Origin of the sequence: Methylophaga thiooxydans DMS010 (genome assembly GCF_000156355.1) — a bacterium.
Taxonomy (GTDB): domain Bacteria; phylum Pseudomonadota; class Gammaproteobacteria; order Nitrosococcales; family Methylophagaceae; genus Methylophaga; species Methylophaga thiooxydans.
In genome coordinates this window covers 350655-375850 of record NZ_GG657899.1, presented here as the reverse complement: position 1 = coordinate 375850, position 25196 = coordinate 350655, and the positions used below count along the sequence as shown (strand labels likewise).

Below are 25196 nucleotides of genomic sequence, written 5' to 3'. Positions count from 1 at the left end.
ACAACACGGGAACGCAGACTAAAACAGATTGTCTTCAGATAAGAGCCTGCTAGACTAGAGCTTAAATTAAACACAACGGAATGACACATGACTGCTACAACTATTTGGACAATCTTTGTTCTCGCCGTAATCTTTGCTGCTTTAATCGGCTTTGCTATCGGACGCCGACAATCGCCGGGCGGCACAGCGCAACTAAAAGACATTCAGGATCAACACGAGACGGAGCTCGCTCAAAAACAATTAGAGCTAGAAGCCTACCAGCAGAAAGTGCATGATCATTACGACAAAACCGCCACTGTATTTAAAAACATGGCAGGGTCATATAAAGAATTGTTTGATCATTTATCTGTTGGCTATGAACAGTTAGGTAATTTATCTGATCAACGCATTTTGCCTGAACGGGCTGGTGCATTATTAGATGGACCTGAACCGCATAAAAAAGAAAATGATTTTATGAATCCACATGATCGGGATGAAGATGCTTTAACGCGTTAAACGTATTTATCCAGCAAATGCTTGTTCCAACATTAATCACCATTTAAAAACGTCAGACAGCTTAATTCTGCATTGAAAGTTAACGCTGACCAAGTGATGCTAGATTTTGCTACTGCATCAAGCACTAGGTTGATTAAACTCGTTTGTTCTAACCATATCAACTTGGAGAACATATGCGTTTATATCTTCTGCCCCTGGCTTTCATTTCATCAATGGCCAGTGCAAACACTTGTGAAGTAGCTATTTCAGCTGGTGATTCATGGTCTTATAGTACAAAGACAATTAGTGTCCCATCTGATTGTGAAGAGTTCACTGTCAACTTCGAACACACAGGCAAATTGTCTAAAGAAGGGCTCGGCCATAACTGGGTTCTGGCTAAGACAGCTGATGTCAATGCGATTGCTCAAGATGGTGGCACGCAAGGCCTTGAAAACGACTTCCTGAAACAGGACGATGATCGTGTTATTGCTCACACCCCAATCATTGGTGGTGGCGAAAACACCTCAACAACCTTTAACACCAGTGCATTAGACGCTAAAGAAAACTATACCTTCTTCTGCTCATTCCCTGGTCACACATTTATGATGCGTGGCACCCTGAAAGTAGAAAACTAATTCCTGTTTTACCCCTGGATAAGGGTGTGGTGGTCCGCCACCCACCTTTATCTTTTTTTGCTTATCCTTCCTTAGTTCCCGACCTTTCTGGTCATCGTTCCCATCAGATTGAGCTTACAACGTGCCTATATGAGCGTGCAGTCATCGGATGCAATCGAAAGGCGAAACGGACTGCATCTGCGTGCAGAAAACGGAGCCGGCAGCTGGCAAGGTAAACAATCTCTCAGCTTGAACAGCCAATGATATGAGATCTTTCAGTAAGTGTTATTGTGCTTGATCCAACCAGACACGATGGCGCATTGTTGCGATGCTTTTCTGTTTTCCTTGCCTACTTCCCGGCCTTTCGAGTCACCATTCCCACTAAATCCAGCTTCATCGACAGCGTGCCTTCATGACACTCATCCAGGCAGGCACCACAACGGGTACAATCGCCCGAAGTAACGGATTGCGCCTGTTTGGAGACAACCGGTGCCAGTACATGTGGCTCAGGACAAACAGTGACGCAACGAGAACAACCAACGGTATCGCAGCTTTCGGTAGGTGTCGCCGTGACTTTGAGCCGTCCATAGCGTCCTAATAGACCATAGAACGCCCCTACCGGACATAAATGTCCGCACCAGGCGCGGCGACTGACCAATAAATCAAACAGAAATAAGGCACCGAGTAACATAGCGCCACTAAAGGAAAACCACACCAATTCACGCTGGAATCGCGTGATGGGATTAATCATCTCCCATGCCAGCGTACCGCCAAGAAACGATAGTGCTAAGGCTAAAGCCAACACCCAATAACGCAGGCTCCGCGATAAACTCATATTGCCTTTTATATGTAAGCGCTTGCGTAACCAGTAGGCTAAATCGGTGATCAGGTTGATCGGACACACCCAGCTGCAATAGAGTCGTCCGGCTAAAAAAGCATAAAAGCCGCCGACAATAAGGGCTCCGATTAAAGCTGGCAACGCAATCGTAGAGCCTGCAAAAAACGTCTGCAACAGAATGAAGGGATCGGTCAGTTTCAGCTCACCGAACCACAGACTTGAAGCCAAATTACCTTCTGCAATCTTGCCATAGCCGGGGATTGCCACAATAAAGGCTAAAAGAATGACAATTTGAACCGTCCGGCGAGTCAACAACCAACGATGCCGATAAAGGCCTCGACCTAAACGCAGCATACTTAACTCCTTCCGACTGAGTTCCTGCCTGATAGGCCTAAGCCCAGTTCACGTGGTAATACGCGAATAGCTGCTTCGGACAAGACGCAATGTTTTTCACAGGTGCCGCACCCTGTGCAGGTATCAGAGTGAACGGTAGGTATAAGCAACCTACCCTTTTCTGACTGAATAGGCTCAAGTGTTATTGCTTCATCGCGAATCGGGCAAACTCGCCAGCAAATGCTACAGGTCATACCTTTGTAATTGAGACAGGTTTCATGGTCGACCAGAACGGCAACGCCCATATCGGCTTTTTTGATATCTGTCATATGACGATCAAGTGCGCCGGTAGGACAGGCCTTTGCACAGGGGATATCCTTACACATGCGGCACGGTTCTTCCCTTGCCACAAAATAGGGTGTGCCCTGAGGCGCGGGATCAGCCCAGCTGGCGAGTTTGAGAATGTCGTAAGGACAGTCTTCAACACACAATCCGCAGCGTACGCAAGCCGAATCAAAGTCCAGATCGGGCAAGGCACCGGGCGGTCTTAGCGCTTCTGCGGCGCGTGATGGTCGTGACAAAATCATCGATTGGCCAACGATGGTACCAACCAGTACCACGCCAAATCGCTTGAATACATTGCGGAAAGTTTCCCGTTTTGCCGGGTCTTCCAGCTTGCCAATATTGTGCTGTTTATCTTCTGCCATACACACGCTCCCGCAGACTCACTGCTAGATGCTAGGGAGAAACCGTCATCTCAGCTCTGATGATCGGATGAATCCAGCACTGCAGCCTATAATCACCAGCTGCAGGAATAGTCCAGGTGAAGGTTTCTCCCGGAAGTTGCACATCTAAATTCACCACCGTACCGTCGGGATGAGTGATATAAATACTGTGTGCAACATCAGATTTGTTCGTGATAGCCAATGTGTCATTTACCCTCGGGGTAAACGTCCAGTCTTCAAAATCGTGGTGGGTCAGTGACAAATTGTGAACCACAGGCTCTGACTCCCCCACCTGCTCGGCACTGCCTGCTGTCGAAATGAGCGTGGCGATGATGAGCGTCATGCCCATCAACCAACGTTTCCATTCTCTACTCACGTCAGCTACTCCTTGGGTAATACAGGTGGCTCAATGGCTAATGGGCCACCATCCAGCGTTTTGAGAAAGGCAATCAGATCCGCTCGTTGCTGATCAGTCAGCTCGAATGGTTTCATCTCTTTTGACAGGCTGGCACGCTGAATGCCGCCCTCTTCATAGTGTTTAACCACTTCTTCCAGATCGGTCATTGAGCCATCATGCATAAAAGGACCGTTTTCAGGCAGATCACGTAACGTTGGTGTTTTAAAGGCATGCTGCATAATCGTTACCTCCACCGGTATCACTTTGCCACGCCCCTGATCCGGGCTATCCAGACCGATATCATGGAAGCTGTCATCAGTGAAACGCCATGATTTATGACAGGCAGCGCACTGTGCTTTACCGTTAAACACATCAAAACCACGTTGTGCACTGCTACTGATGGCCTGTTCATCACCATCCACCCATCGGTCGAAGCTTGAAATATTGGACACCAGCGTGCGTTGAAAAGTGGCAAGCGCCATCGCAATGCGTTGTGTGGTGATGTCAGCATCGCCGTATGCATCTTCAAACAGAGGCTGATAACCTTTGATTTCACCCAGTCGCTGAACCAACTCTTTCATGTTGTAGTTCATTTCATGCGGCGTGGTGATAGGAAGCACCGCTTGTGCTTCCAGTGAGTTGGCACGGCCATCCCACATTAATGCTTTAAGCCAGGCACTGTTCATGACAGTAGGCGATCGTCTCGGCTGCTCGAGTTCTTCAGAACCCAGCGGCACAACCCGGCCATCGCTCCAGCGGTGATCCGGTGAGTGGCAGGTCGCACAAGACATGCCTTTTTCTCGAGACAAACGCGGGTCAAAAAACAGGGCTTTCCCCAGCGTTGTTTTTTCTATAGTCAGCGGATTCGATGCCGGAGCCGGAATGGCTTCGGGACGTTGATAGTCACTCCGCTTAATCGTGTCGTCTGCCAAACTGGCATGCACGGAAAATACCGTGCATGCCAACATGACAAGGCTTCTAATCTTCATGATATATGAATGCCTCAGTCCCACTTAGCTGGCTTTACCAACTACTGGTGAGATGGTGCAGTGATAAGTCATATCATCATTTTCTGCACCGAAACACCATACGATGTCGTTAGAGAACTCTGGACGATAAACAGGCAACTCACCTTCTGTGTTCAGACACGCACATTGACCACAGGTTTGTTTACCACAGCAGTCACGGTAAGCGATCAGATAGGTTTGCTGATCACCCGGGTTATAACAGCTCGCCACCCAAGAACTTGGTGACAGACTCGTTCCCGGTGGGCACGACGTTAGCGTACCACCACAGCAGTCACAGACGTTACCGTCGATAGAACAGTGACGCCAGTAGTCACACGATTGTGGATCCTGATCCTGTGGTACCCAGCCTTCTCTGGCCAGATCCAGGTTACTTGCATCCGCAGCATGTGCTTCTTTCAGGCGTCCACGACGGTCAACTGGAAGCAATGGCAACAAGGTTGCACCGACCAGGATGCCCCCTAGTTTGCCAACAAAACCACGACGACCGGTTTTGTTAGCCGTGCGACGGCTTAGTTTTTCAATAGCTGCGTCAAATCCTAATTTCTTTTTCATTTGCCTTCTCCGTTATAGTTTTATAGGTCTAATATCACGTTAATGATTAGTGCAGTTGTTCAGCTACTTTCACTTCCTTAGCAGTAGAACTGTCTTTCAGATAGCTCTGCAGAGAAGCGTGACCAAGACGAATCGTTTCAAACAGGCTTTCAACGTGTTCACGGGTGTTGCACAGACCTTTGCCTTTAATGACACCATCAGCATCAAGCAAAACACCGTAAGGCACTTTAGAAACCTGATAGCGCATACCAATTTCTGGCGAGTTAATGTAGAGCTCACCTTTCAATGGGTGGTTGCTCAAGAACTCACGGTGCTCTGCGGCTGTACCATCACTAATCAAAATGACATCAGCACCTTCAGATGCCGCCACATCACGAATAATCGGTAGCAACTTCGCACAAACAGGACAAGAAGGACCGGTGAACATCAACAGGCTTGGGCGACCAGCAGTGATAGCGCGGCCAACCAATACATCTTTTTCATCGGTGAAGGTTTTAACATTGAACACCGGTGATTTATCACCGATATCAGGACCATGATCGACCATCATCGCACCCAGTGGCGCTGAACGTTCATGGAGCAGACCAATTTGTCGGATTACACCGACCATAAGTGCTGCCAGCGCCAGAAAAGCGGCCCATAGCAGCACATTTGAAGCAATAAGAATATCGAAACTCATTGTAATTTTTCCTTACTAAAAATTAGGTTCTTGATTCGCGGGAGTTTGGCAGTCCCACCATCACATCAGCTGCTACATAGAGCATGGCCAGCATTGATGCCGCAGCAACAGCGATCAGCCAAGATGCGAGGGAAACACTGGCTATTTCCAGCGAACTTAAAGCGATGAATGTGCTGACACCGGCAAGAAAGAGTGCACGCAGGACATGAAACATGCCGATACGGCTCTTGCTGGTCGGACGACGCACGCAACCACAGTCGATGTGAGTTCGGCCTCTGCCAACATTGATTGCCAATGCCAGCGCGAACATCACAAACAGCCCTACTGCTACCCAGGCTGCCATTTCACGAACAGGCGGCACCATCAATGCGGCAGCACATGCCAGTTCAACCCAAGGCAAAAGCTTGGCTACCGGAGCCACCAAAAAACCTGGCAGCAAACGGTAGTTGTCGACAACACCCTGGAACTCGTCAAGGCTACGCAGCTTGGAAATAGCTGCCACCGCCAGTACCAGCCCCACAAAAAGTGTGGCTAATACTGACAGGGCAGGATCGTTAATAATCCAGTTCATGACTTACTCACTATCCTGAGGCAGGGTCAGAATGTGCGGATAGCGGCCAAGTCCTGCCGTTTCACCGATTTTCTTACCTGTCTTAGCATCAAAGGTGTACAACGTTTGTTCATTAGCTGACACAGCGAACAGATACGGTTTGTCATCCTGACTCACTGCAATCGAATCAATTTCGTGCTTCAGCTCAAACTTACGCAAACGTTCACCGGTGTTAGCGTCAACGACAAACACATAACGGCTTGGGGTTTTGTGTGTCCATTTGCCACGTTTGTCAGCCAGCAAATACAGTTCATTACTGTCGTTGTGAATGGTGACTAACTGCCAACCACCCGGACGCCATTTTTCTGCTTTCTCTTCTTTAGTGAAAACATCGATAGGATCCATGAACTCAGCACCGTCAGCAGTCAGTTTTGCCTGATAGATACGGCCTTCATAGTCTGGCCATGCCAGACGGTTAGTCACATCTGAGTAATAAGGTTCGTTCACCAGATAGCTGTCTTCCGGATGGAAAACTTTGCTATGAGTCTGAGTAGCGTTACCCTCATCGTCATAGTTGATTTTCAGCATTGAACCGTCACGGCAGTGCATATACACGTTCTGTTCAGGTGCAGGGAACAGGTGGTAACAGTCCGGTGTATCCATCATTTTGACGAACTTGTTCGCTTCCAGATCAACCAGACCGACAGCCGGTATGGGTGAGAACTGTTGGAACATCATATGTTTGTCGTCGGTACTCAACGTCGCCATATGGGTAAAGACAGCGGTCAGAAAACGACCCTCAGGGATGTCGATATCAGCAGTCACTTTATGCGTCTGAGTATCAAATACCTCAATATAGTCATCACGGTTACCACGAGCTATGCGGTCATACCAGGTGTTGGCAATGGCCATAAAGTTACCTTTATCACCGACCAAAACATGAGGCAGTTTACCGGCATCAGACATACCCAGGATTTTGTTGTTGTTACCGTCGATAGTGAAGACCTGTGAGGTCATCTGGAAATGGCCCGGGTCGGTGACATAAACACGCTTTGAGTCACTTGCTGGCGCCACTTCAAGCGTCATTTCTTCGATGGCAATATCTGCTAATGCTGGATAAGCAGCTGTCATTAATGCTGCTGCGGCAATCCCGCCTACCAGGCCTTGTTGCCTCAGCTTCGATTTAAGATTAAAAATAGTCATATCTCCTCCAAAATTATTATTTGGTTTATAACGAGTTAAGGTTCGTATCTCGCTTATGTTTACAGCGTCAGCATGGTTAATGCTGCTGCGCCGATTGACAGCAGAAGGAACCCATCCAGTTCAACTGCTCGCTCTTGCCATTTCGCCAGCCAGGCCTGAACAGACTGGTTAGTAATTGGCAAAAAATTCACCGCAACGGGCAGACAACGCCCGATGTTGAAGATGGCGATGATCGTGATGGCCGTAGTGACATCCGCACTCAGCAAAGCAGCACCGGTCACGATATAAAGAATCGGTGTCTGCACATATGTCAGATAGTTCATGCCCAGCGCGTAGCCATACAAAAGGCCAATCGTGGACGAACGGAACCGCAGGCGTGCGTCGTGAGGAACCTGTGCCCGACGTTGTGGATAAGGCATTTTCAAAAAGCCGAATTGGTGTGCGCCATAGCCCATCGCTAGCAACGCCAGACCAATGACCATGTGACTGAACGCCAGTTGTTCAAACATAAATGCACCGACCAGACCTAAACCGCCACCCAGAATCAGGGCGCCAAAGGCATAACCGATTGCATGCGTAATAAAGGTAGGTGTCCAGCGAGTCACTGATTTCAGCGAATATTTACCAGCAGGTCTAAGCAGACTTAAACTTGAGTAGCCACAAGGTGACCACGTTGAGAGGAGTCCCCCAACAAACGTTAATATGATGAATAACCACGTCATTGCGCTTGCTGTCATTGCACCCTGAGCGCTCATTAACGCCCCACCAGAGACACCCACGATAATCGCTGATAACATCAACGCAAGGCGACCTTTTGATGATGTGGTTTCCGAGAAACTTACAGCATCAGGTACACAGGTTGCTTGCTCGGTATTCTGTGATGGTTGACGGAAACTACCTGCATCGGCTTCTATACTCATCTCTCCTCCTAATGACGTTCGTCATTTCTTGTTAGTTGTAATAAAACGGAAACAACTATAGCCAGCTAGGAATTCCTGCCGTAGCAAAAACTGGCATATCAAGTCGATGAGGCCCTTATCGAGGCCATACCTTGCCGATTCTTGCTATTCAAAAAGCGTCAGAGAAGCCGATTAACGCTAAAAACGACATCTATCAAAAGACACCAGTCGGATAAGGTTTAAAAAATAGTTTTAATATCAATCACTAACTACTCCCTAAGAAGCATAGCCAAAGAAAATCCAGCATGAGAGTATCTCGAGCGTAAAGTTCACGGTGGTGGAATAAACAGATTTTGTTTATAGGCATTTCAGGCTGAGTCACAGTGCAAAGTGACGGCTGATAAAAAGACTCACAGATAAGAGCCTCTCCAAAACGTGGCCTCAGCCACTGCCACGCATAGCAAAACAGCACGCCTTGAAATGTTGCCGATTTCTACTATTACTGGTGTCTTAAATGTTTACTATTGTGCCCACAAGAAGTCAGCCTCATTTTTAGCCGCTAAATCAACTACTAATAAGAAGTGGCATTGTTATTTCGCACAGATAAAAAAGCTAAAAGCGAAATTAGGATGAGAAGGGAGAGATACAGTGAAAGATGAGAAATTATGGTTTGACCATCCGCAGGATAGTGTTGAAATAACAACTGTGCGTCAACGAACAGAAGACGTCCTGGAGCACGCCATCACACTACCTTTTTGGTCACAAGACTACACCCAGTTAGATAAAGGCCACTTTTCCGGCATGGTCACCAGTGTTGCCAGTAAAGGTGTACAGCTGTTTCGCGAAGCGATGAACCGTTCTGTTGATGAACTCGCTAGCGCACCACAAGATAGTTATGTCATTGGTTTGCCAACCATTATTGAAGGTAAATCATTATGGCGCGGTGGCCAGCTAAGCAAAAACACGCTAATCACGCTGGATAAGAATGCCGAACTATTATTTCGTACCTCGCACTCCTCAGAAATCACTGCCGCAGTGATATCTGAACAACGGTTGGAAGACTATGCCGCTAACGTTGAGCAGATAGACATCAATGATCTGATGAAAAAAGTAAATCCGGTCGAAGTCATTCCTCATGCCGTAAAAAGTCGTTTGTTATCGGCCTTATTTATTGGCACAGAACATCTCTCAAAAAACCTAAATGACAGCATGGATCACCATCAGGTATGGCGTCATGTAGAAGACAGTGTCTTAGATAGTTGTTTACAAGCTTTGATGGCTGCCAGCGAAAATCATAGCCGCCATAACGAGCACCGTGTTCACCGGTATATCGTCAATTGTGTGCGAGATATAACGTTATCACGTCACTGCGAGGTGCTGACCATTGGTGACCTTTGTACAACACTCAATGTCAGTCGCCGTACCCTCAATCACGCATTCAAACAGGTTCTAGGCATTACACCAGTCGCTTACATGAGAAATGTTCGCTTACACAGAATTAGAGCAGAACTGAAGTTTTCGCCAAAACAAGTCACCAGCATTGCGAATGTAGCCACACGATGGGGCTTTTGGCATATGAGCCTTTTCTCACGCTATTACCGAGAACTATTTGGAGAATCCTCGAGCATGACCTTAGAACTCGCTCGCGGTCAATAAGCTAAATGGAAACGTCTCACCGCATACTTTTATTTTTGACACACATTAGGAGAATTACAAATGGGCTCATTTAGTATCTGGCACTGGTTGATCGTACTGGCTGTCGTAGCACTCGTGTTTGGCACAAAAAAACTACGTAACCTCGGTGGTGATCTGGGCGGTGCGGTCAAAGGTTTCAAAGATGCGATGCATGACGAGCATGCAGATGGATTGATTGAAAATGCATTGACCGAAACAAGCGACGTCAATAATAAAACTAAGCACAAGCAATAACTGGTTCATGAACCAGTCTTAATCATGTTCAATATTGCCTTCCCTGAACTTATCGTTATCGGTGTTATCGCACTGATAGTAATTGGGCCAGACAAACTCCCCAAGCTGGCTCAAACAGCAGGTGTACTCATGGGGCGCATGCAGCGTTATATGAGTAGCATAAAGAGTGATATCGACAATGAGCTGAAAAACCAAGATCTACAAAAGCTGCATGACGAGTTAAAACAACATAATAGCGGCCTGAATGATGAATTGCGACGCGGCATGCAGCCCGTTGAGAACGTCATTCGTCGGCCACCTCAGTCCGATCAAACCGATCAAACCGATCAAACCGATCAAACCGATCAAACCGATAGTCATGATGAATCCATTACGACTAATCCAGATGTAACTGAGCCAAGCACAGGGAAACCAGTCGATTGAACACCAAAGACACTTTTTTCTCCCACTTGTTGGAGCTGCGTAACCGGCTGCTGAAAATCATTGCTGGCTTAGTCGTTGTCATGTTGGCACTTATGCCATTCGCTAACGACATCTATATTTTTCTGGCAACGCCATTAATGCAGTCGTTACCCGAAGGTGGGCAGATGATTGCCACCGAGGTGACCACACCATTCTTTGTCCCACTGAAAGTCGTCTTGCTGGCCGCATTTATCATTTCTGCGCCACACACGCTTTATCAGCTGTGGGCTTTTATCGCGCCAGGTCTGTATTCCAATGAAAAACACCTCATTGCACCGCTGGTTATTACCAGCGTCATACTCTTTCTTTGCGGTATGGCCTTTGCGTATTTTTTAGTCTTTCCAGTCGTTTTTGGGTTTATAACCAGCACGACACCTGATGGTGTTGCCGTCATGACCGATATTGGCAAATACCTTGATTTCATCATTGGGTTATTTATTGCGTTCAGCCTCGCCTTCGAAACACCCGTTGCTGTTGTACTGATGGTCACTGCCGGTATAGTCAGCATCACTGATCTGCGTGAAGCACGATCTTATGTGATTGTTGGTGCGTTCGTCATCGGTGCCATCATCACACCACCCGATATCATTTCACAATTTATGCTCGCCATTCCGATGTGGCTGCTCTATGAAGCCGGTATTGTGGTAGCTGGAATGATGCAAAAGCAGGTACAACAATATGAAAATTAACAGCTTATAATCAGTCTGTCTTTAGAGCAGGCATAAAAAAAGGCAAGTCCCGAAAGACTTGCCTTTTAAATAGCGTGAGCTATTGTTTATACGGCAACAATATTCTCTGCTTGTGGTCCTTTCTGACCAGTTGTCACAGTAAACTCAACTTTTTGACCTTCCATCAGCGTTTTAAAACCTGAGCTTACAATAGCACTGAAATGGGCAAAAACATCTGGGCCAGATGCTTGCTCGATAAAACCAAAACCTTTCGCTTCATTGAACCACTTAACGGTTCCTGTTGTTGTATTAGACATAATAAAATCCTGTAAATTAATAAGATAACGCCTTCAAGAGGCTTGAATTGCATGGAAATTTAGACTGGAACTTAAAAACTGCAGGACGAGGTATTACGAATAAAACGGCGAAATGTAGGATGTAAATCAGAAAATTGTTTCTTAGCAATGGATACGGTATAGGGTTTGATGATGCTTGTCGAACTTTATTTTTTAATTGCTTGCTCTGTCAGCACAACTTCAGCGTAATTGTTCGCAGGTATATTGCTGATTATTTAATGAAAATAAGGTCATAACCTGTCATCAGTCGCCATGACTGCTTTTATCATGATTAACAAAGATTAGCTCAGAAGTATCAAACCCTCGCTCTTGTGACATCGTGATGAAGTTATCTATTACACCTTGCTCCACGTCAGGCGTTCGAGATAAAAGCCATAGATACGACGTATCCGGCCCTGAAATAAAAGCATAATCGTAATTGTGTTGTTCCAACTCAAACACAACATACGAACTATAAAAGGGTCCAAAAAAAGACACCTTAAGATAAGCCTCGTCCTTGTCATTCACAAAATAGGCTTTTCCTTCTGCGGTTTTCCATTGCCTTTCTTCAACTGAATAACCACGGTTTACCACTGCTATACCGCCATCATCACGTATTGTGTATTCAGCAGAAACGTTGTTAAGACCGCGCTCAAAAGAATGGTCCAACCGTGCTATTTCGTACCATTTGCCGAGATAGCGTTCGACTTCAAAGTTTTTCACGGGTGTCACAGTCTCAGGCATACCAAAGCATGCCGCCAGCATGAATGACATGACTGTTATCAGTAATATTTTTAACTCTTTCATGAGTAGTATTGTATTACTTTATGGGTAAACTTTTGTCGCCATTCACCCTCGCCTTGCGGCTTCAATCGCGGCGATATCAATCTTTGTCATCGTCATCATTGCATCAAACACGCGCTTGGCGGCCGCCTCATCTGGGTCACTAATGCCCTGCGTCAGTACCAAAGGCGTAATTTGCCATGAGATACCCCACTTGTCTCTGCACCAACCGCAAACATTTTCCTCGCCACCGTGATCAATAATCGCGTTCCAGTACTGATCAGTTTCTGCTTGGTCCTCGGTTGTCACCTGAAAAGAAAATGCTTCGTTATGCTTCACGCCAGGTCCACCGTTCAGTCCCAGACATGGAATACCCATTACCGTAAACCATACGGTTAACACATCGCCTTTCTTACCTGAAGGGTAGTCTCCCGGTGCGTGCTCTATCTCTCCCACCGATGAGTCAGGAAAGGTGTCAGCGTAAAACCGAGCTGCCTCCTCGGCATCACCATCAAACCATAGACAGATAGTATTTTTAGCTGGTATCACCATAGCTTTCCTCCTTTTTTAGAAGTCACTTGAGCAGTGTCGAGTTTGCTTTAACGTTCTAACGAAATCACAATGTGATCACAAAGAATTGATTCGTTATTTATTTGTAAACTAGTCTGACAGACATTAGCAGAATCAAGATGTCATATAACTTGGTTTCCTTAGTTTGCTAGTGCTTTAGATATATAGTTGAATGGGATTTCCATACATAAAGGTGAATTCATGGATACCATAAGCGTAAACCAGTTTCGGAACAACTTGAAAGGCTATTTAGAACAAGTATTTAGGAAGAATAAGCCTTTGAAAGTCAATCTCAGATCTGGAGGTGCCTTTGTAGTACTGAGCGCAGATGATTGGGAGCGCGAACAAGAAACGTTGTTCGTTCTACAAAATCGCGATCTGATGCAGCAAATTGCAGCCTCTATTGAAACTCACAACCGTAAACCAAGCAAAGCAGGTGGATGAACTCACCGGTCTTTGAAGAGAGACTTAGGATGCTTACAAAACGATACTCCACAAAACTAAAAGTTTGGAAATTAAGGAGTCGTGATTTATTTCAAGCGTTCTGCCCCTTTGATTTTCCTTCCTCTGATTTCTAACGCCATGGCTTTGCGGCGTGCCGGAGCGCCAGCGTAGGTGCGTCCGACAACAGCCACTTGTTAAGTCTTCTTTTTATTAAGCATAAAAGCAACCAAGCCGTGTAAGCTGCCTGCTTGCAATAGTACTTTTGATAATGCACCCATAAATCGATCTGAAGACGCATAAAAGTCCTCTGCGGCACCGAATACCTCCTTGGCATTCAAGCTTTCGATAGTTTCTACTTGAGCCAATGCATTGGCATCTCGATGAGCAATAACAGAATTCCTAGGCTGATGAAGTATTTTCGCTGCTTTATGCTGTGCCTTCTTCAGCGTCCTCAGTGATTCGAATAACTCTTTCTGTACTTCTTCGGGTACCGAAGAGCGAGATAGCAAGGTCTTGAGATTCTTTCCTGCCACTTTACCCATGTCCCATTCATAAATGGTGAGCAGAATAATCCTCAGTGACAACTTCCTCTTCCATTCATCAGGATGAGTTAGAGCATCAATTTTGACAGCCTGAATATCGTTCTCGGCCAACAGGTAAAACAGCCCCATATTCATGAGCGCCTGTGTGCACTCGTTCCCCTTACTGTTTGCCCGCTCGGCCTCTCTCTTGAACGTCTCAAGAGTGGCCTTCAAAACTTTATTCTTCTTCCTTTCCCGGAAGGTCAAAACAACCCTAGAGTATCGCCGTGTTGCAGCTTCAACGGGAGGCCAGTACTTTCGCGTCCACTTTCGTCTGTAATAGCGGTTTATTACGTCAGGGGGAGCGTCAAATATGCTTCTGTACTTTGGCACAAGATCTCCAAAGGAGGCTTAACGCCTCAATAACCAGCGCAGCTTTGCTGCGTCCGGCGTCGAAGGCGCGAAGTTGATTGATTTGTTATGTAGCTTTAACAACACTTTCAATTGTACCCTTGCCTAAAAAACCATAATTCAATTCGACCCACTTAATGGATTGGCGATATCGCTTACCACTTTCCGACTGTTTTACAATGGTTTGGAAAGAATCGTTACTTAGTAATGCCTCATAAATAGAAGCATCGCTCAGAGATTTAGCTGTTGAAATAAAGTATGAATCGACTGCTCTGGCACATTTTATGAGCATGGTAATTAAGGTCGTAACATCTTTTAGTGTGAATTTTTTATTTTCGAAGTTATCCAAGGCAATATTCACATCAAAATGATGAAGATCATCGAATATTTGCTGTGATCTTTCCCTCAAATACTGCTTAGATGATTTCGAGATGCACGCATTTGACGAGCTTGCATGAACTACTTTATTTCGCCAGTGACAGAGTAACTCAGTCAAGATCATCCATTCTTTTTCAATATTTGGAATTCCTGTTAAGAAGTCTGAAACTCTATCCGCTTTCGAGATATTTTGTTTTGATGACTCATTAAAGTTTTTACCAGTCCCTGACCAAAAATTGTCCTTGCTTATCTTTGATAAGTATTCGAACAGGCTTTCGACCGAGTAGACAATCGAAGATTTTATTGCAAACCGCCTAGCATTAATGCTTGAGCTATCAACATTTCCGGGGTTCCAAGAAATATTCAATTCTTTTGGAGGGGTTGTTTCTTTTGTTAATTGCGAGAGAGAAACCGCGATCGTGTTCATACAGTGAACGCTATGTCCAATATCATCCAAGAATACTTTCAAATATTTTGTTTCAGACATAGAGAACCTATAGTGGTGGCATTGTCAGGATTCGAACCTGCATTTCCGGCTTTAAATAAAAACTTTTAGTAACCGATGTCTTACCGTTAGACGATGATACCAATTTTATTTTAATCTTATTTAAACGCTTGGCTAGAGGTTTTCTCTAGCTCAGGCTACATATCGAACGAATTTGCGGCTGGTTTTTAGCGCAGCGGAAAACCAGTCCGACAACATGCGTTTGTTAAGCATTTTGCGTGAAAGAGCGTTCAACTTCATAGCCTATCTCTGATCCCCGTTCGCCAAACATGCTGACATATTTCTTTAACTCGACTGTTCCTGCACCGCCAAAAACTAATTTATTAAGTGTAGCTCTTACACCAAATTGATTTTTTAGGTTCTCCAAGGGATTGCCCTGAGTGGCAATCTTGAAAATTCCCATTCCTGCTTCCATTGTTACAGGCTTGTTTTTAGATCCAAATCCAATCTTTTTATTTATATATTGGTTTACTGAGTCAAGCTGCTTTCTGAAACCTAAAAGGCTCTCTGTATCGTCTTCACCCATTGCATTCTGGAACATTTTCAACCAATCACGAAGTGATTGAAAATCAGCTCTCATTTGTAATGCAGTAGTAACCAATTGATCAGCAGAGTTAGCTTCTTGAATGACTCTAATAGGTAATGCTGGAATATTAATGTAAGCAGAAAATAATGAGTCATTGCCATAAATTTTCTTTGTTACCTTTACTTTCTGATCATCTAAAAACGTAGTCAGCTGATGAAGGGCGTCAGCTGCAGGAAGCATAAAACCTGAGTTTAAAAAAAGTCTCTTTCGCAATGGATGAGGCGTGTAACTTTTTTCATATACAAAACTTCTGGCGCACATTCCAGCGCCGCCCCATAAAGTTGCAGATAAAAGCGAGTCTGGTGTTTGTCTATTAGTATTCCAGCCATCCACATTCTTCTGATGAGAAAGCCGCAAAGATTCCGTAGAGCATATATGTTCAATGATCCGATCACGAGGGCCTGCAATTTTTTCAGCCTCAGATAAAAATGGATATGCTCGTACCACTCCGAGATTCTTTGCTTCTAATATCGGGCTATGAACTCTTTCCCATGAGTATGTGAATTTTTCCTCGACCAATATTTCGTCACGAAGAATTAGGTCTGAAATGAAGTCGAATAGCGCTTCTGTTTGAATGACGGCACTAGATACAGGCCGGTATGAATGTGCTTCACCATTAAAAACAATTTCACCTGCGACGTCATGCTCAAGCCCCTCAGTAAATAGAGTTGTTATATCCTGTAACGACCAGTTGTCTGAAACTACTCCTTGCGCCATTGTCTCTCCAAATGCTTAACAGTCCGTTAATGAGGCCATTGGTCTCATAATAATTATTCACGGGCGGCCTCTTAAGCACAATTCCCAGTAATAAAAAAATTAAATCTAGCAAAGACAAAATATAAACGAGCCAAAAAAGTGGCACTTTTATTTTTCAAGTTGCTGATTCAACCCACTCTCACGCTGATGACGTCGATGAATGGTATGCTTCAACACATTCTCCACAGCCAGAATAGTCAGAGTTTTTCTAGCCCGCGTTATTGCCGTGTAGAGCAGCTCACGACTTAATATCGGGCTGATTTCGTCGGGCAGCAAGATGCTCACCGCATCAAACTCTGAGCCCTGGCTTTTATGAACGGTCATGGCAAATACGGTTTCATGGGCAGGCAGTCGGTTGAGGCTAACCCAACGCAACGCTTCACCAAAATAAAAGCAGGCTTTGAGGTGACCATCTGCATCTCGCAGAATAATACCGATATCGCCGTTGAATAACTGCTGACGATAGTCATTCTGGGTAATCATGATCGGTCGACCTGAGTAGAATGTTTGATTGGTTCGCCAGCCTTTTTGTGCCAGAAAGCGTGACATCAGTCTATTCACAGACATTACCGACTGTGGCCCTTGCTTTAACGCTGCCAGCACGCGGAATTGATCAAAGGCCTGAATAATATCTTGCGGCGGGAGTCTATTCTCAACGGCATTGATAAAGGCGTTATAGCCAGTCGTCAGGACATTTAACAGACTGCGTTCATCTGTTCTAAACCAGATAGCCTCTGTTTGCTCATTCAGTAACTGTAGCGTTGTCTCAGCATCCGCGGCATTCACATGATCAGCCAATTGCCCAACCAGACTCTCTTTATCAAAGCGGTAACTATGTTGCAGTCGAACAAAGCTATCTATCAACAATGCTGTTTCGTTCTGATGGGTATTATCTTCTAACCCCAGTGCCGGAAATTGAGCAACAAAGTCAGCTGTAAACGTGCCTTGCTGACTTTCGCTCAGGTTGGCCAGCACCGCACCAGACTCAACCGAAGCCAGTTGCTGACTATCACCGAGCAAAATCAACCTTGCTTTGGCTGGCATAGCCCGCATTAATTTTGCCATTAAGCTGATATCAATCATTGAGGCTTCATCGATGATCAACACATCTAATGGTAAAGGTCGCTCAGCGTTATAACGACCTTGGTCATTATGCTCGGTAATGCCCAGCAGACGGTGCAGGGTTTTAACTTCTGCGGTTTGCTGTTGACTGATGGATTGTTGAAGCCGTGCGGCGGCTTTGCCAGTAGGTGCAGCAAGGCCAATTCGCAGGGAGTCAGATTGGTTTTGCAAACACTGCAAAATTTTCAGCACTATCGTAGTTTTGCCGGTACCGGGGCCACCGGATATGACCGCCAGATGACGACTTAACGCCATTGCCACTGCCACTTTTTGCCAATCAACCCCTGCAATCGGGTTATGCCAGTTGGCTAAGTCTTGCTGCAACTGCTCTAGGTTTACGTTATCGACGGCGTGTCGTCTTTGCATAATGGCGTGTGCGACATCTTGCTCATCACGCCAGAAACGATACAGGTATAACAGCCCACTCTCTGTCAGTATTAACGGTGTGTAATCACCCGGTTTACCCACACTTTTCGCTTCACGTAATTGCTGCTGCCAGTCAGTGGCATTGTTGGGCAAAAAAGCATTCAGCTGATGAATGATTTCAGGCGGGTTGGCAAGGTTTAAACACACATGGCCTTGTGACATAGCCTCTGTGAGTAAACCAGCAGTGAGACTCACCACGGTGCTTTTACCTGCTTCTTTGCGATCAATAAACGTCGCAAACTGACACGCAAGCCCACTAACCCCCTGTTGGTGCAACAGTTTAATGGCCTCAGTCATCGCCACTCTCCTGCTGCATACACGCATCCAGCGCATCAAGTAATGCCGCAGAAGGTTTATCAAAATAAACCCCCGCTTGGCCCCACTCAGCTTGCATGCCACGAATAAACAGATAATAAACGCCACCAAAGTGTTGCTCAGGATCGTAATCCGGCAGACGTATTTTTAAATAACGGTGCAAGGCCAAACTATATATAAGGTATTGCAGCGGATAACCATGCGTCACCATAGCTTCATCCAAGGCGACCTTATCGTAATCTTCCGCTTTATCTCCCAACCAGTTTGATTTGTAATCGGCAATATAAAAGCGACCTTCGAACTCAAAGATGAGATCAATAAAGCCTTTCATAAAACCCGTAACGTCATTGAAATTGAGTTGATTCAGCACTGTTTTCAACACCGGCATTTCAGTTACAAAACCAGTCAAGGTGGTTTTAAGTTTTTGTGCCTTTAGCTGGCTAACAGGGAAATAAAACGCCATTTCATCAAGCCGTTTGTCTTGGCTGATGCAGTTCAGCGTTAATGCACTCTCAGTACTCAACGGCGAGCTGACAACGGATGGCAACCAGTGCTCGACCACATCAGTCCAATCCGTATCAATGCCATACTGACTTAATGTTTTTTGAATCAACTGCTGCCATTCATCGCCCGTGGTTTGAAAGTCCCAATGCTCAAATAAACTATGTAAACAGGTACCCGCATTCGCCCCTTTGGGAAAACCAAAGCGATCATGTCGCGTTTCAACCGGGGTCTGCCACTCGCTGAGCACAGAGTCAGCATCATAATCCGGTTGCTCGACATGGTGGCCTCGCGTTAAGCCACTGAAACTGCTGATCTGCCACGGTGGCAGAATTCTGCCTTTAAACTCACGAGCAGATAAAGCTACTTCTGTCGCAGGTTTCACTGGAGCATTTTCAACCTCTTCATTCACAGTCTGAAGACGGATGAACTTGGGATGCTCAGCACTCAGCTCAGCAAGATCGCTGTGCATCTGAGCGGGGTTCAAGGTATCTAAGTCACGATGTAATAAACCAAACATTGCTGTGTCTTCACAGTTTTTGGCTGCGCCCCAAATAATGACACAGCGCTCTCTGGCGCGAGTTAATGCCACATAAAGCAGTCGCAGATCTTCAGCTCTGGACTCGGCTTCAGCAATCGGCTCTGCTTCACTAAAGCCGGGTTCACCAAACGCCACGCACGCTTGATTGGTTTCGTCTCGATGGAAAAACATCAGCTCGGGCTTTTGTTTAGGCTTTCCCTGATGCCAAAGAAAAGGACAAAACACGATCGGATATTCCAAACCTTTACTGGTGTGAATGGTAATGACTTTAACCAGCTGTTCATCACTTTCGAGACGAATTTGTGCCATATCCTGTGCCGCAGAACTGGCTTGTCGTTGGCCAGCTAACCACGTCAGAATCGCTTCTATTGTGCTATTGCGACGGCTGGCATATGCCTGTACCAGCTCAGCAAGGTGCATCAGGTTGGTTAACTGCCGCTCACCATCGGACTGTTGCAGTATCCGACGTTGAATATCAAGCTGCTCCATCAGGCGCCGAAACATAACGATAAAGCCATCCTGCTGCCAGCTATCATGCAGCGACTGAAATAAATCGGTTTGTTCTAACCACAGGCTGTCATCTTGTTGCAGTTGGTAAATGTCTAATGCTGTTTTAGCAAAAATCGGCGTGGCTAAGGCAGTTGCAATCAAGCTGTTATTGCCGGGTTTCGCTACCGCCAGTAACACCTGTTCTAGCATCACAGCCTGTTCTGACTTGAACACATTGTCACGCGACTGTTGCACACTGTTTATGCCGCGCTGGCGTAACGCTTGCTGGATGGCCGTTGCCTGCGAATGGCTTCGTACTAGAACAGCAATATCACCGCCATTTAATGCTCGGCTATCACCCTCTTTATCTGTCAGTGTCACCTCACCTTGTGAAGATTGCTGCATCAAGTCGGCAATTTGGCTTGCAGTACTGTTAGCGGCAGTCGTTAACATGTCGCCTTTATTAATGGCCTTGTCACCGTCATCTGCAACCCAGACAAATTCTAATGGTGGCAGCGCCTGTTTCGAAAGCGTTAACGCAGGCGTATCAGGTCGAGCAGCTTTCACCGGATAAAACGGAATATCGTCGTAAATAAACGGCTTTTCTACCTGCTCAAACAGGGTGTTAACTGCGCCCACCAATAAGGGATGAGAACGCCAGTTGGTATCCAGATTAAACTCGCGTTGCGAGGCTTGTTTGGCATCCAGGTAAGTAAAAATATCGGCACCACGGAAACTATAAATGGCCTGCTTTGGATCGCCTACAAAAAACACGGGGCTGCCTGAGTCGGCGAACACCGTTCTGAAACAATCATATTGAATCGGATCGGTATCTTGAAACTCATCAATCAAAGCCGCCTGAAACTGTTGGCGAATTTGTGCCACCAGCACATCACCTTGCTCACTGTGTAAGGCTTGTTGCAGATTGAGTAACAGATCATCAAATGCCTGAAGCTTCAATTTTTGTTTACGTTTGGGTAATTCCTGACGTAGATAATTCGCCAGCTGCATCCGAAGTTGTTGCAGCGCTATGTCACGACATTGATTAAGCTGTTGGTGAGACTGAAGAAACCGCTCAGCATGTGACCAAAAAGGATGATCCGGTAAGGTCTTTCCCTTCTTTAGTGCTGGCTCTAAACGCTCTCGGGTAAAGCGATCGAGTTGCTCAAAAACCTGCTGAGGCAAGGTCTCCTGCTGTAATAAGTTTTCCAGCATCAGCAGCCAGTTCGCTACCCAATCTGAGCGGTACTTATTGGCGAATAATAAGCTGTTGTCAGTCACTACCGCAATAATGTCTGCTTGGTAGTTAAGCCAGCATTGTTTGAGTGAAACAAAGTCTGCCTCTGCCTGAGACTGTGCCTTTTCAATATCCACTTCGGGTAATGGCAGGTAAGTCAGGTAGGGTTTACCGGGTAGATTGCCTACGGCTTTTAACAAGGTTTCCGGTGTTTGTTTTTGAGCGAGTAGAAATCGGGCAAAGTTAGCATCTGCAGCGCTGACATGACGACGCCAGAAGTCATCAACCACAGCCTGCTTTATCTCTTCTTCATCCGTGACCATTTCCACATCAAAGGCATGTCCGCTTTCAAACGCAAAGTCTTGTAGCGCTCGCTGACAAAAACCATGGATTGTAAAAATAGCGGCTTCGTCAAAACTCTGAATCGCCAATTTAAGTCGTTTAATAACTTTGTCATCGACCGCATCTAACTGACTCAGTTTTTGTCTTTCCTCGACCAGTCGTTTACGCAAGCGACCTCGAAGTTCTTCCGTCGCGGCGCGTGTGTAGGTAACAACGAGGATGTTTTTCACTTCCAACTGTTGTTCAGTGATTAAGCGACAATACAGCTCCGCCAGTGTAAACGTCTTACCCGTGCCAGCACTGGCTTCAATGAGGTTGACGCCTTTCAATTCAACGTTAGCAGCATCAAACAAACTCATAACTTGCCCTCTTGCAGATGCTGCTGCAACGGTTCATAAACTTGTATCGCCAGTTCAGCGAACTCATCATCTAATGGCGGTTGTGAATAGAGTCGGCGGTAATAGTTATCATCGCCTTCACCGGCAAAATCACCACTTGCCGACCATTTATCGTGTGCTTTTTTGAATTTTTGTTCGGGCTTCTTACCAAAATATGTTGCCGCAAAAGCCAAGCTTGCTTGATCAAAAAACTTCAATGGTAAATGACAGCCCTGCCAGTACAGTTTGAGTAGATTAGCCAGAATTTGAGTCGGCCCGGTGACAGGTAAAAACACATACTCGGCATCTTGCAATATCAAATGCGTCTGTAGAGTCACGCCCTCTGGCTTGAGAATATTCAGAATCAAATGATCAATCCAAGCTGCAATCAGATCTTTACCTTTCTTTTTTGCGAGTCGATATCGCAATAAGCCTTGCTGACTAAACTGAGGCAATTGCCCGTTGATCTGAAATCCATCGATATTCAAATCTATCGCTAATGTTATCCAACCCTGCTCAGGCAAAACCGGACGCAGCTTCTCAATAAAGTCATCGACCGTTTGTGACTCTTTTTCAAACCAGGCATCCCCTAACCGGCCTTGCGGTAACATACCGGTTGCCTGCACAACGGGCTTTAGCCCTTCATCACTATGCTGGCTGAGGCTTTCATCGACTATCCATTGGCGTAACTGCCAGCTTTCTAAGCCATCCAGAGCAAACGGTTCGCGGCTTTCTAACGCTTCTTCATCCAACTCCAGTCTAATGCCGAGACGTTCACGCAAAATAAACTTCGTGGGGTGTGCAAAAAAACGTATTAATTGATCGCGTGTGACTTGACGCCAACTATCATCAGCTTCAGGCAAGGGCGTCTCAAACCAGTTCGCTTGTTCCAGCATTTCCTGCGTTGGACAGTGCGAGGCATTAAAACTAAACAATTGGTCATTGTTACCATCAAAATAGCGTCTGCTAAACGCCTGTAATGGATGCTTGGTAATGATCTGTTCAAGAATCGTAGCAGTCGTCTCTGTTTCAAACCGTTCAGCTAATAAGTCCTGCAGGTCGCTCACTAACACCGAAGGTGGAATCTCACTATTATCCACCACACTGGCACCGACATAACTCATATAAAACGTCTGTTGTGCCGATAACAAAGCTTCTAAAAACAGATAACGATCATCATCACGCCGTGAGCGGTCACCTTCTCGGTGATCATGCGCTAGCAGATCAAAACTTACGCTAGGTTGTCGACGCGGGAACACCTCATCATTCATGCCGACCAGGCAAACCACATCAAATGGGATACTCCGCATCGGCACCATGCCGCAGAATGTAATGCCATGTCCGAGAAAGCGATGTGCATTATCGACCGGCTGCAGATGTGATTGCAGCCAGCTTAGAATCAGGTCTGCACCAATAGTTTGTTCGAAGTCGGCTTGTTTCGCACCGCTACTCAACCGTTCCAGTTGTGTTCGGATCGCGGTGATTTCCGTTTCAAACTGTGTTTCTTCCAGTCCTTCTGTGTTGAAAAAGGCATCCAGACACTGATTAAGCTGCTTTTGCCAATCAGCAATGGTATTTTGCCTCGCCAGTCTTTGCCGCCATGCATCCAGAGCATCGATAAAATCGCATAAAGCCGCCACAATATGTGCACGCTCACCACTGATACCATCCATCGCCAGTTGCCCGTCAAACAAACGCCATGGCTGGTCAGGTTCATTTAATGGCATCGCATAACCCAGCAGTAATCTGTCTAAGCCTGCCCGCCAGGTGTTGGACTCTGTATCGGGCAAATCCAAGGCCGCTTTGTCATTGGCATCCAATCCCCAGCGTGTGCGGGTTTGCTGACACCATTCACGAATCCAGTTCAATGCCGCATCATCCAGGCCAAATCGGCGTTGCACAGCAGGACATTCCAACATGGCCAATATTGATTCAACATCAAATCGGGACTGTGGCAACTGCAAAAAACTATAGAAAGTAGTAATCAGTAAACTTTCTTGCTGGCCGCTACTGTCAGCAATGCTAAAGGGAATAAATCGCGATTTGTCAGCGGTAGCAAAGACCGCCTCTATCCAAGGTGCATAAACATCAATATCCGGTGTCATCACCACAATATCGGTTGGTGTCAGCGTCGGGTTTTGTTCAAACATTGCCAATAACTGGTCGTGCAAGATTTCCATTTCCCGCATCGGGCTGTGGCAAACTTGGATTGAGATCGATGTATCATCCTTCACAGCAACGGAAGGCTGATCAGTCGCCATCTCGAAAATATCGCGTTTGAGCTGCGATAACATTGTCTCGCCAACCGGCTCAACAAAACAGCTGTCATCTAAATGCTGCGTTTCCTGCAATTGCCTGAAAAACGCCTGTCCCTGCTTACCAAGACTCGCTAGTAAAGGATGTCCCGGCTCAATTTCATCCTCATTGAAGTCGAGTAGCAATTGCTGTCGTTGCTGTTTTTTCGGATCAATAATATCGCCCCAATAATGCTCACTGGGTGATAAATAATAAAGCGTGATATCGACATATCGCGCTAGTAAATTAACAATCTCAAGATAAACCGGTGGCAGTGCTGATATGCCGAAAATACTGATTCTATTTGGCAGCCCCGGCGGTACAACATCAGAATGACTAAGCAAATCATGCAACTGCTGCAGTAAGCGGGCGCGATGCATGGGCTGCGGATCATCGGCTGTCAGCATTTGCCAAAGTTTGCCTTGCCAGCTGGTTGCCTGGCCTTGTTCCCATTGCTGAACCCAATCAGGCCGATACATCAGATACTGGTCAAAGGTATCCGCGATTTTTTCTGCTAACTCGTAGCGTTTCAGATCATCATCGTCACCACCCAAGTAGGCTGCCACAGCTTCAAAACCATCCAAGCTCGCAGCCTGCGGTAAGAGTTCAAATAAACGCCATGCCATAGGCTCTTTGGCATAGGGCGATTGTAATGGCACATCAGGCCAGAGTTGACGAAACAGTTGCCAGATATAGGCTGAAGGAAAAGGGAATTCAAGGTTGGCGGCTATTTGGTGAGTTTTAGCCAGTCGTAACGATAACCACCGAGATAACTCATTACTTTGAACAATAATGGTTTCTGGTTGCAGCGGTGGTAACGGCTCTGAAAGAAGGTGATCAGCAAGCCAGGCAGCAAGCTGCCCAGTATCATTACTGTATACAATCTTCAGCATCCGTGACTCCCTAACAGC

Annotated in this window: 25 protein-coding genes; 7 read left to right on the top strand and 18 right to left on the bottom strand. The window is 46.0% G+C overall.

The genetic code is table 11. The features are described 5' to 3' along the window. Window positions 1-87: 87 nt before the first annotated feature. Window positions 88-495 carry a YhcB family protein gene (locus MDMS009_RS10685; RefSeq protein WP_008291576.1) on the top strand — a complete coding sequence of 136 codons (408 nt, stop codon included), beginning with the start codon at window positions 88-90 and terminating at the stop codon, window positions 493-495. A 212-nt stretch (window positions 496-707) separates the two neighbouring features. Continuing rightward, window positions 708-1109 carry an azurin gene (azu, locus tag MDMS009_RS10680; protein WP_237700514.1) on the top strand — a complete coding sequence of 134 codons (402 nt, stop codon included), beginning with the start codon at window positions 708-710 and terminating at the stop codon, window positions 1107-1109. A gap of 328 nt (window positions 1110-1437) precedes the next feature. On the opposite strand, the gene napH is transcribed toward azu, so the two are convergent. From napH to MDMS009_RS10635, 9 genes are read right to left on the bottom strand one after another with little or no spacing between them, the layout of a single operon-like run. Continuing rightward, on the bottom strand, window positions 1438-2280 hold the full coding sequence (gene napH, locus MDMS009_RS10675; protein WP_008291357.1) for a quinol dehydrogenase ferredoxin subunit NapH: 843 nt from the start codon (window positions 2278-2280) through the stop codon (window positions 1438-1440). 2 nt (window positions 2281-2282) lie between these two features. Continuing rightward, window positions 2283-2966 (bottom strand): ferredoxin-type protein NapG, encoded by a 684-nt coding sequence (gene napG, locus MDMS009_RS10670; RefSeq protein ID WP_008291589.1) that lies wholly within the window; start codon window positions 2964-2966, stop codon window positions 2283-2285. Window positions 2967-2997: 31 nt separating this feature from the next. Beyond that, the gene (locus MDMS009_RS10665) at window positions 2998-3360 is read right to left on the bottom strand and encodes a cupredoxin domain-containing protein (RefSeq protein WP_154647021.1); all 363 of its coding nucleotides are present in this window, start codon (window positions 3358-3360) and stop codon (window positions 2998-3000) included. Window positions 3361-3365: 5 nt separating this feature from the next. Beyond that, window positions 3366-4370 carry a tryptophan tryptophylquinone biosynthesis enzyme MauG gene (mauG, locus tag MDMS009_RS10660; protein ID WP_081443619.1) on the bottom strand — a complete coding sequence of 335 codons (1005 nt, stop codon included), beginning with the start codon at window positions 4368-4370 and terminating at the stop codon, window positions 3366-3368. Window positions 4371-4394: 24 nt separating this feature from the next. Then, window positions 4395-4961, bottom strand: coding sequence for a methylamine dehydrogenase (amicyanin) small subunit (gene mauA, locus MDMS009_RS10655; RefSeq protein ID WP_008291622.1), 567 nt, complete (start codon window positions 4959-4961; stop codon window positions 4395-4397). Between the two features lie 46 nt (window positions 4962-5007). Then, window positions 5008-5640, bottom strand: a complete 633-nt coding sequence (gene mauD, locus MDMS009_RS10650; protein WP_008291245.1) for a methylamine dehydrogenase accessory protein MauD — start codon at window positions 5638-5640, stop codon at window positions 5008-5010. Window positions 5641-5662: 22 nt separating this feature from the next. Next, on the bottom strand, window positions 5663-6211 hold the full coding sequence (locus tag MDMS009_RS10645; protein WP_008291393.1) for a MauE/DoxX family redox-associated membrane protein: 549 nt from the start codon (window positions 6209-6211) through the stop codon (window positions 5663-5665). Window positions 6212-6214: 3 nt separating this feature from the next. Further along, a complete protein-coding gene (gene mauB / locus MDMS009_RS10640) occupies window positions 6215-7393 on the bottom strand; it encodes a methylamine dehydrogenase (amicyanin) large subunit (protein ID WP_008291369.1) in 1179 nt (392 codons plus the stop codon). 59 nt (window positions 7394-7452) lie between these two features. After that, the gene (locus tag MDMS009_RS10635; protein WP_008291243.1) at window positions 7453-8313 is read right to left on the bottom strand and encodes a methylamine utilization protein MauF; all 861 of its coding nucleotides are present in this window, start codon (window positions 8311-8313) and stop codon (window positions 7453-7455) included. Between the two features lie 627 nt (window positions 8314-8940). Between MDMS009_RS10635 and MDMS009_RS10630 the strand changes: the two genes are divergently transcribed. From MDMS009_RS10630 to tatC, 4 genes are read left to right on the top strand one after another with little or no spacing between them, the layout of a single operon-like run. Beyond that, window positions 8941-9948 carry a helix-turn-helix domain-containing protein gene (locus MDMS009_RS10630; protein WP_008291723.1) on the top strand — a complete coding sequence of 336 codons (1008 nt, stop codon included), beginning with the start codon at window positions 8941-8943 and terminating at the stop codon, window positions 9946-9948. 60 nt (window positions 9949-10008) lie between these two features. After that, window positions 10009-10221, top strand: a complete 213-nt coding sequence (gene tatA, locus MDMS009_RS10625) for a Sec-independent protein translocase subunit TatA (protein WP_008291722.1) — start codon at window positions 10009-10011, stop codon at window positions 10219-10221. 24 nt (window positions 10222-10245) lie between these two features. Further along, on the top strand, window positions 10246-10644 hold the full coding sequence (tatB, locus tag MDMS009_RS15865) for a Sec-independent protein translocase protein TatB (RefSeq protein ID WP_008291739.1): 399 nt from the start codon (window positions 10246-10248) through the stop codon (window positions 10642-10644). After that, window positions 10641-11372, top strand: coding sequence for a twin-arginine translocase subunit TatC (tatC, locus tag MDMS009_RS10615; RefSeq protein ID WP_043888196.1), 732 nt, complete (start codon window positions 10641-10643; stop codon window positions 11370-11372). The genes tatB and tatC overlap by 4 nt, the downstream gene beginning before the upstream one ends. 86 nt (window positions 11373-11458) lie before the next feature. Here tatC and MDMS009_RS10610 read toward each other — a convergent pair whose 3' ends face one another. The 3 genes from MDMS009_RS10610 to MDMS009_RS10600 form a co-directional block, all read right to left on the bottom strand. Further along, a complete protein-coding gene (locus tag MDMS009_RS10610; RefSeq protein ID WP_008291689.1) occupies window positions 11459-11668 on the bottom strand; it encodes a cold-shock protein in 210 nt (69 codons plus the stop codon). Window positions 11669-11950: 282 nt separating this feature from the next. Next, a complete protein-coding gene (locus MDMS009_RS10605) occupies window positions 11951-12493 on the bottom strand; it encodes a lipocalin family protein (protein ID WP_008291428.1) in 543 nt (180 codons plus the stop codon). A 42-nt stretch (window positions 12494-12535) separates the two neighbouring features. Further along, entirely contained in the window at window positions 12536-13021 is a 486-nt protein-coding gene (locus MDMS009_RS10600; protein ID WP_008291774.1) for a VOC family protein, read from the bottom strand. A gap of 219 nt (window positions 13022-13240) precedes the next feature. Here MDMS009_RS10600 and MDMS009_RS10595 point away from each other — a divergent pair, with 219 nt between their 5' ends. Beyond that, complete coding sequence (locus tag MDMS009_RS10595; protein WP_008291624.1) at window positions 13241-13483, top strand: type II toxin-antitoxin system Phd/YefM family antitoxin; 243 nt, start codon at window positions 13241-13243, stop codon at window positions 13481-13483. A 194-nt stretch (window positions 13484-13677) separates the two neighbouring features. On the opposite strand, the gene MDMS009_RS10590 is transcribed toward MDMS009_RS10595, so the two are convergent. The 6 genes from MDMS009_RS10590 to recC all read right to left on the bottom strand — a co-directional run bounded on the left by MDMS009_RS10590 (window position 13678) and on the right by recC (window position 25178). After that, a complete protein-coding gene (locus MDMS009_RS10590) occupies window positions 13678-14160 on the bottom strand; it encodes a hypothetical protein (RefSeq protein ID WP_154647020.1) in 483 nt (160 codons plus the stop codon). A gap of 322 nt (window positions 14161-14482) precedes the next feature. Next, window positions 14483-15280, bottom strand: coding sequence for a hypothetical protein (locus tag MDMS009_RS10585; protein WP_008291398.1), 798 nt, complete (start codon window positions 15278-15280; stop codon window positions 14483-14485). A 223-nt stretch (window positions 15281-15503) separates the two neighbouring features. Next, entirely contained in the window at window positions 15504-16601 is a 1098-nt protein-coding gene (locus tag MDMS009_RS10580; protein ID WP_008291487.1) for a hypothetical protein, read from the bottom strand. Between the two features lie 147 nt (window positions 16602-16748). Beyond that, window positions 16749-18485, bottom strand: a complete 1737-nt coding sequence (gene recD / locus MDMS009_RS10575) for an exodeoxyribonuclease V subunit alpha (RefSeq protein ID WP_008291673.1) — start codon at window positions 18483-18485, stop codon at window positions 16749-16751. Further along, window positions 18478-21972: an exodeoxyribonuclease V subunit beta gene (recB, locus tag MDMS009_RS10570; RefSeq protein ID WP_008291664.1), complete on the bottom strand. Its 3495-nt coding sequence runs from the start codon at window positions 21970-21972 to the stop codon at window positions 18478-18480. The genes recD and recB overlap by 8 nt, the downstream gene beginning before the upstream one ends. Beyond that, the gene (recC, locus tag MDMS009_RS10565) at window positions 21969-25178 is read right to left on the bottom strand and encodes an exodeoxyribonuclease V subunit gamma (RefSeq protein WP_008291410.1); all 3210 of its coding nucleotides are present in this window, start codon (window positions 25176-25178) and stop codon (window positions 21969-21971) included. The genes recB and recC overlap by 4 nt, the downstream gene beginning before the upstream one ends. Window positions 25179-25196: the final 18 nt, after the last annotated feature.

Bases quoted from the DNA above. Each gene is read 5' to 3' on its own strand.
- MDMS009_RS10635 (WP_008291243.1), bottom strand. From the start codon at position 8,313: ATGAGTATAGAAGCCGATGCAGGTAGTTTCCGTCAACCATCACAGAAT.
- mauA (WP_008291622.1), bottom strand. From the start codon at position 4,961: ATGAAAAAGAAATTAGGATTTGACGCAGCTATTGAAAAACTAAGCCGT.
- MDMS009_RS10580 (WP_008291487.1), bottom strand. From the start codon at position 16,601: ATGGCGCAAGGAGTAGTTTCAGACAACTGGTCGTTACAGGATATAACA.
- mauD (WP_008291245.1), bottom strand. From the start codon at position 5,640: ATGAGTTTCGATATTCTTATTGCTTCAAATGTGCTGCTATGGGCCGCT.
- MDMS009_RS10605 (WP_008291428.1), bottom strand. From the start codon at position 12,493: ATGAAAGAGTTAAAAATATTACTGATAACAGTCATGTCATTCATGCTG.
- MDMS009_RS10590 (WP_154647020.1), bottom strand. From the start codon at position 14,160: ATGAATATGGGGCTGTTTTACCTGTTGGCCGAGAACGATATTCAGGCT.
- MDMS009_RS10685 (WP_008291576.1), top strand. From the start codon at position 88: ATGACTGCTACAACTATTTGGACAATCTTTGTTCTCGCCGTAATCTTT.
- MDMS009_RS10595 (WP_008291624.1), top strand. From the start codon at position 13,241: ATGGATACCATAAGCGTAAACCAGTTTCGGAACAACTTGAAAGGCTAT.
- MDMS009_RS10610 (WP_008291689.1), bottom strand. From the start codon at position 11,668: ATGTCTAATACAACAACAGGAACCGTTAAGTGGTTCAATGAAGCGAAA.
- recB (WP_008291664.1), bottom strand. From the start codon at position 21,972: ATGAGTTTGTTTGATGCTGCTAACGTTGAATTGAAAGGCGTCAACCTC.
- tatB (WP_008291739.1), top strand. From the start codon at position 10,246: ATGTTCAATATTGCCTTCCCTGAACTTATCGTTATCGGTGTTATCGCA.
- tatA (WP_008291722.1), top strand. From the start codon at position 10,009: ATGGGCTCATTTAGTATCTGGCACTGGTTGATCGTACTGGCTGTCGTA.
- mauG (WP_081443619.1), bottom strand. From the start codon at position 4,370: ATGAAGATTAGAAGCCTTGTCATGTTGGCATGCACGGTATTTTCCGTG.
- azu (WP_237700514.1), top strand. From the start codon at position 708: ATGGCCAGTGCAAACACTTGTGAAGTAGCTATTTCAGCTGGTGATTCA.
- mauB (WP_008291369.1), bottom strand. From the start codon at position 7,393: ATGACTATTTTTAATCTTAAATCGAAGCTGAGGCAACAAGGCCTGGTA.
- MDMS009_RS10645 (WP_008291393.1), bottom strand. From the start codon at position 6,211: ATGAACTGGATTATTAACGATCCTGCCCTGTCAGTATTAGCCACACTT.
- napG (WP_008291589.1), bottom strand. From the start codon at position 2,966: ATGGCAGAAGATAAACAGCACAATATTGGCAAGCTGGAAGACCCGGCA.
- recD (WP_008291673.1), bottom strand. From the start codon at position 18,485: ATGACTGAGGCCATTAAACTGTTGCACCAACAGGGGGTTAGTGGGCTT.
- MDMS009_RS10585 (WP_008291398.1), bottom strand. From the start codon at position 15,280: ATGTCTGAAACAAAATATTTGAAAGTATTCTTGGATGATATTGGACAT.
- MDMS009_RS10600 (WP_008291774.1), bottom strand. From the start codon at position 13,021: ATGGTGATACCAGCTAAAAATACTATCTGTCTATGGTTTGATGGTGAT.
- recC (WP_008291410.1), bottom strand. From the start codon at position 25,178: ATGCTGAAGATTGTATACAGTAATGATACTGGGCAGCTTGCTGCCTGG.
- napH (WP_008291357.1), bottom strand. From the start codon at position 2,280: ATGCTGCGTTTAGGTCGAGGCCTTTATCGGCATCGTTGGTTGTTGACT.